The sequence below is a fragment of the Microcystis sp. M53598_WE2 genome, from assembly GCF_030067735.1.
Taxonomy (GTDB): domain Bacteria; phylum Cyanobacteriota; class Cyanobacteriia; order Cyanobacteriales; family Microcystaceae; genus Microcystis; species Microcystis aeruginosa.
Genome location: NZ_JASJFE010000166.1, coordinates 1 through 5876, shown reverse-complemented (window position 1 = coordinate 5876; position 5876 = coordinate 1). Strand labels below are relative to the sequence as shown.

Annotated in this window: 6 protein-coding genes and 1 pseudogene; 3 read left to right on the top strand and 4 right to left on the bottom strand. The window is 42.6% G+C overall.

The genetic code is table 11. From position 1 onward, the window contains the following. From PX636_RS03715 to PX636_RS03705, 3 genes and pseudogenes are all read right to left on the bottom strand, one after another. Positions 1-318 (bottom strand): annotated as a pseudogene (locus PX636_RS03715) (RNA-guided endonuclease TnpB family protein); the annotation flags it as partial. A 2-nt stretch (positions 319-320) separates the two neighbouring features. Next, positions 321-896, bottom strand: coding sequence for an IS607 family transposase (locus tag PX636_RS03710; RefSeq protein WP_419866701.1), 576 nt, complete (start codon positions 894-896; stop codon positions 321-323). 84 nt (positions 897-980) lie between these two features. Next, the gene (locus PX636_RS03705) at positions 981-1673 is read right to left on the bottom strand and encodes a Crp/Fnr family transcriptional regulator (protein WP_002797403.1); all 693 of its coding nucleotides are present in this window, start codon (positions 1671-1673) and stop codon (positions 981-983) included. Between the two features lie 473 nt (positions 1674-2146). On the opposite strand from PX636_RS03705, the gene PX636_RS03700 reads away from it, so the two are divergent. After that, positions 2147-2335 carry a hypothetical protein gene (locus tag PX636_RS03700; RefSeq protein ID WP_002737442.1) on the top strand — a complete coding sequence of 63 codons (189 nt, stop codon included), beginning with the start codon at positions 2147-2149 and terminating at the stop codon, positions 2333-2335. Next, the gene (locus PX636_RS03695) at positions 2320-2616 is read left to right on the top strand and encodes a type II toxin-antitoxin system RelE/ParE family toxin (RefSeq protein ID WP_002737690.1); all 297 of its coding nucleotides are present in this window, start codon (positions 2320-2322) and stop codon (positions 2614-2616) included. Before PX636_RS03700 ends, PX636_RS03695 begins: the two co-directional genes overlap by 16 nt. 145 nt (positions 2617-2761) lie before the next feature. On the opposite strand, the gene PX636_RS03690 is transcribed toward PX636_RS03695, so the two are convergent. Continuing rightward, positions 2762-4198 carry a GTP-binding protein gene (locus tag PX636_RS03690; protein ID WP_002797402.1) on the bottom strand — a complete coding sequence of 479 codons (1437 nt, stop codon included), beginning with the start codon at positions 4196-4198 and terminating at the stop codon, positions 2762-2764. 154 nt (positions 4199-4352) lie between these two features. Here PX636_RS03690 and PX636_RS03685 point away from each other — a divergent pair, with 154 nt between their 5' ends. Continuing rightward, positions 4353-5261, top strand: coding sequence for a transglutaminase family protein (locus PX636_RS03685; RefSeq protein WP_288116261.1), 909 nt, complete (start codon positions 4353-4355; stop codon positions 5259-5261). Positions 5262-5876 lie beyond the last annotated feature (615 nt).

Below are 5876 nucleotides of genomic sequence, written 5' to 3'. Positions count from 1 at the left end.
AGGGATTTTGGGTTTGACCAGAAATTTATCGGGGTGACTTTTAAACTCCGATGAAGCGGCAAAAAATGATTTCCAGTTTTTGTCTAATCCTCTCAAAACTTGTTGGGAAACTTTAGCGGGTAAAGCTTGATACTGTTCTGTCTTTGACCTCAGAGAGGCCATCTGATTATAGGTCAAATAGCCATGACCATAAATGAAGTTTTGTCGGATTAAATAATTGGCTGAGTTGTAGAGATTTTTAGACTGCCAAGATAAATTATCTATCTCAGCCCAAAATCTATGTCCTTTCTTGATAATGTGTCTTTCTGCTACTAACATTATTATCCGTTGTCTTTTAACTCAGCTATAATCTTTTCTGTCTTTCTTTTCGACCTTCTTAATCCGTAAATTCGAGAACAAAAAGAGGTTATAATGGCTATTAAATCTGACATCAACTCATCCTGATTATCCTCACTTTGATTGACAATCTCCACTTTTTTATCTAGTTCTTTTAACAAGATTTCTAGATAATTAGTCCCAAATCTGGCTAGACGGTCTTTGTGTTCAACAATTAAAACATTATAATTGGGGTCAACTAGAATTTTGGCTAATTGTTGGCGATTATCGTTTAATCCACTGCCTACTTCTTTGACAACTTTGTAGATTTTGTAGCCTCTGGCAACAGCATAATCTTTTAATCGGTCAGCTTGTCTATCTAGATTGTCTTTATTTTCGGCACTGGAAACTCTTGCATAAATGCAGGCTATCAAGTCGGGTTTTGAATGGTTGTCATCCGTTATGATAATTGTACCAGAAGGCAATTGATAACCTGTTAAATTCCCTTGTTTCCACCACCTCCAAGCCGTTCGATAACTTATTCCTGTTTTTTTTGCATAGTCTGATAGTTTCATATCTATATATTACCATGCTTGACTATATCTGACTATATTTGTATTGAAACTTTACAATACCTTGAGTCAGCAACACCAGCAGCAGAAAAATTAATTCTGACTCAAAAATAAACTGGGCAATCCGATAAGATTATCCTGCTTAAAAAAGATCGAATTTTGTTGTCGCAATTTACCGATTAATCTTGTTACTGTTACTCTGGTAGTGCCGATGGCGCTGGCAATTTGAGCGTGAGTTAGGGGATAGGGGAGATAATAGCCTTCCACACAGGGTTGACCGTATTCTTCCAATAATAGAACCAAGAACCCCATTAATCGATCGAGGGAGCGTTTTTGACCGAGAATACTCAACCAAAATAACTTACGCTGGTATTGATGGCGAAAAGTTTCCATAACAGCCGCTCGCAATTGCGGCCATTTTTCTATATCTTCCCAGTATAACCAGACTAACTCGGTTCCGTCTAGATGAGCTTGGGCTTGTAATTGAAAGGGAAATTGAGAAACAATCTCAAAAGGTTGACCTGCACCCACAAAACCGAGAAATACTTCCTCACTATCGGCCATAGGTAGTTGACGGGAGGATTTTTGGTCAATAACGTTAACTTGTGCCTTACCAACAATACGAATCGCCCCAGATTCCACAAAGTATAATAGCCCGGGGCGCGTGGCTACTTTTTCATCTTTGGCAAAGGTATGGTTACGATAATGGGATTTTGCCCAGTTAAAGATTTCTGTTTCTTGACCGATTAAGGGTATAAAATCCGACGAAGGAACCGAAGAAGACATTAAAATTAATAACCCACTGGGGCGTTGAGGGAACTGTAAACTAATGTAACAAAAAATTTCTGTGATTGGGGGGGTCTTGTGGCCGCTAGATGGTTATTGGTCAATAATCCCTAAAAGTTGCGGGGATTGAGCAGATAGGAGAATTATTAAGTATTCTTAACAGAATACCCGCCCCAATGTTACAAAAGCGAGATAATCACCTTATCTATTCTTAACTTTTTCTCGCTTTTCTGGGGACTATGGCATAAGATAGGATGCGTGACTATTAGTTTTCTATCTATGATATAGCGGTTCTCTTAAAGATGAAGTATAAAGAAATTTGGCATTATCTCTTGGCGACCGGCTACTGTTAACCGTTCCCTGTTCCCTAAAACCAGATACTTCGTACCTCACTATTAAGATAACTGCTATAGATTATAGTTGATAGATAATTTAAATTTATACTTTTCCTTAAAAACTTCGGTCAAACTTGTATGAATAGCATTAGACAAAAAGTGGAATCCCTCTTGAATCAATTACCAGATGATTGTTCAATTGAAGATATTCAGTATCATTTATACGTTCTGGAGAAGGTGCGTCAAAGTTTGAACGCTGCCTCTCTGGAGAATACAATCCCCCAAGAAGAAGTTGAGGGTCTTTTAAACAAATGGCTGATCGAGTGAATTATCGCCTTGTCTGGTCGCCCAAAGCAATTGAAGACGTGGATGCGATCGCATCTTATATTAGTCGAGATTCCCCGTCCTACGCGGCGGCCGTCGTGCGTCGAATTCTTGATATAAGCTATTCTTTAGAAAATTGTCCCCTAGAAGCGAAAAAATGCGCCGAATTTAGTGATGATACCATCCGAGAAAAGTCTGCCTATGCCTACCGTCTGATCTATCAAATTCAAGGAGCAGTAGTTATTATAGCGGCGATCGTCCATAGTAAGCATTTCTTGGATTGATCGAGTCAGTGATCAGTGATCAACCGTTAGGAGTTAGGAGTTAGGAGTCAGGAGATAGGAGACAGGTTTTAGGTGTTGGAGGTTGGGGTTTTGGGGTTTTGGGGTTTTAGTTCAATTTCCCCGCTTCCCCACTTCCCCACTTCCCCTAACCCCCAACCCCCAATTTTGAGCCTAATTCCCGCTTAATCCGGTTGAGAATCGAGGTTTCATCGAGGGAATCGAGAATACTGGCCACCACTGCCTTCGGGCCATCGGGTCCCCAGGTGGCCCCATTAGCGAGATAGGTTTTCGTCACTTGGCCGATCGCGTAACAGGATACACCGGCAACCCCCGCTTGAGTCAGGGCGATCGAAGTATAGGGAAGGAGAGAAATGCCGCCAGTGGCAGGAATCGAGAGACCGAGTAATCCTTTTAGGGAACTTAAACCCAAAACCGCTAAAAATTCGCTGGCACTAATACCCCCCATATTGAGGGCAATTTTTTGTAAAAGAGCGATCGCCCCCTGACGAGTTAAATCGATGCCGTATAAGCGAGAAAGAGCGAGAATCATGGCTAGATCGATAACTGCCCCCGTAAACAGATCCAACACCGTCACCGGATTCAGAGCGATCGCCGATGCTTTGATCATCACTGCTTTTTGAATCAATTGATTAGCCCCGCGATCACGGATAGCCATTTTGCGGGCGACAATTTGCTCGTTTACCTCGTCCGCATACAGCATAGAATTGAGTGCTACCAGCGATTTACCCTCTCGCTCTAGAATTTCCAAAATTTTGAGTTTCAGGGCTTCTATCTGTGGTTTTCCGCAAAATCGTTGCATTTTTAGCCGACCATCCTGCCCTTTAACCGTCTCCGCCAGGAGGGGAGAGGCCGCCACCATAACAATCTCATCGGGGGAGAGTAATTCTTTCACCCGTTCTGAGGCGATTTTTTCATAGATAGCGAGGCGATCGACTTCCGGATACTGATCGATTTTATTAAAGACCAAAATCATCGGTTTTCCTGCTTCGCGTAACTTGGCCAAGGCGGAAAATTCCACTTTGGTCATATCACCAGAGATGATAAAAAGGATTAAATCCACCTGCTGCGCCACCTGACAGGCGAGAATTTCCCTCGTTTGCCCATCTACCTCATCAATACCGGGAGTATCAAGCAATTGCACCTGAGCATTACCCTGGCCGTTCAGGGTCAGACGCGCTAGATGAGGGAAAGTATCATCGCTGCTTAACTGCCAATTTACCCCTTTAATGGTGCGGGTAACTCCGTGTAGCGGACCGGTTGTAAAGATTTCTTGACCGACCAGAGCATTTAAAATCGAGGATTTTCCCCGGCCCACCAGGCCAAAAGCGGCAATTTGAATCAGGGATCGATCGAGTTTTTCTAGCAGGGCCACTAGGCGATCAATCTCCGCTTCTAGACCAATTTTCTCGATCGAGGTAAGATCCAGACGATCGACAAGTTTGCTCAGAGAATTGCGTGCCTGATTATAGTTGAGTTCTTCTTGAATAGTGCCGACACCTCGAAGCGCTTGTTCTAGGTCTTCGGTATTCCAAGCTCGATCGAGGAACGGGTCAGAGGTCATTTCAGTTATCAGTTATCGGTTATCAGTTGTCAGTGATTAAGTGGGTGGGTGTTAAAAATTGTCAGATACCCCCCTTATCAAGGGGGGATTAAGGGGGGATCAAGGGGGGATTTATCTTCAATTATAACCAGCTACTTTATTAAGGATAATCAGGATGAGTGTCATCTACGACTTGGAACACATCACCAGCTATCATTATCGTAAACTGGTAACTTTTGGGGAACATCGGGCGATTTTTTTGCCCAGCGCCGGTCACGGTGAAAGAATTATCAGTTATTCTGTAGAGGCGAATATTGCCGCCAAAACGCGCTGGACTATGGATACTCTATCTAACAACGTGGTAGGGATTGAATTCGCTCAAGCAGCGTCAGAATTAATCGTTACCTGTCGATTACGGGCGGAACATTTTGGCTTAAAAGCGATCGCTGATTTTCCCCTCGATCAACGGGCGATCGAAATTCCCATCCAGTACACCCCCGATGAATGGTTAGACCTGGTGGTGTTTATGCGTCCCCACGCTGAGGATGCCGACGGCAGCTTGGCAGCTTGGGCCAAAAGTTTTGTAGCGGGGGATCAAGATGATACCCTCGATGTCATGGAAAGAATGATGGCGGCTATCAAAGATAATTTTACCTACCAATCCCGGGAGAGTGAAGGAACTCAATCCCCCGGAGAAACCCTGCGGCTAAAGTCGGGAACTTGTCGCGATTATGCTTGGTTGATGATCGAAGCTTTGCGAAGATTGGGTTTAGCCTGTCGTTTTGTCAGTGGCTATCTCTACGATGCTGCCCTCGACGGTGGTGAAGTGGGGATGACTGGCTCTGGTGCTACCCATGCTTGGTTACAGGTTTATCTACCGGGGGCCGGTTGGCGTAATTATGATCCGACTAATCAAATTACCGCCGGCTTTGATTTAATTCGAGTGGCGATCGCTCGTCATCCCGGTCAAATCATACCTCTTTCTGGTTCTTGGTTTGGTGATGCCGATGACTATTTATCTATGGATGTTAAAGTGACCATTCGCAAGCTGGGGACGCTGCCAGATTTTGATCCGAGGGAATAGGTTGAATTTCGGGTTTTTCCTTGACCGGCGATCGGTTTCTGACTCCCCCAAAGGAAAACTTACTACTTCACTATTAGGATAACTGCTAAGGTGTTCGTAATTTAAAGCGAATATTCCCGTTAGGTTTTAGCATTTTTATCGATTTTTGTCAAGATATATTTGACACAATTTATTAGAAAAAGGGTTTCTTTTAGAAACCCTTTTTCTGCTTTCCAACTAATCCTATTTGACCTAATAGGTAAGGTCTCGGTGGACAAGCTTCGATTAAGAAGTATCAGTTAACTCAGTTTCCAACTAATCCTATTTGACCTAATAGGTAAGGGAATTTGACTGGTCTGAGCGCACCGCTCAAAACTTTATGTTTCCAACTAATCCTATTTGACCTAATAGGTAAGGAATAAGAGTAAGGCTAATTAATAAATTAGCCTTATTTTTTTAGTTTCCAACTAATCCTAATGTGTAATTAATTTTGCTTAGGTACTTAACTATAAACGGGATTATTTCGGCCAAAGTTTTTGAAATTTTCCCTCTTGACCATTATTAGAACTCTTGCAAATTAATTATATGTTATAATGATGGGTTAACTAATTTTCCCCAAAAAATTAGTTAATCAGT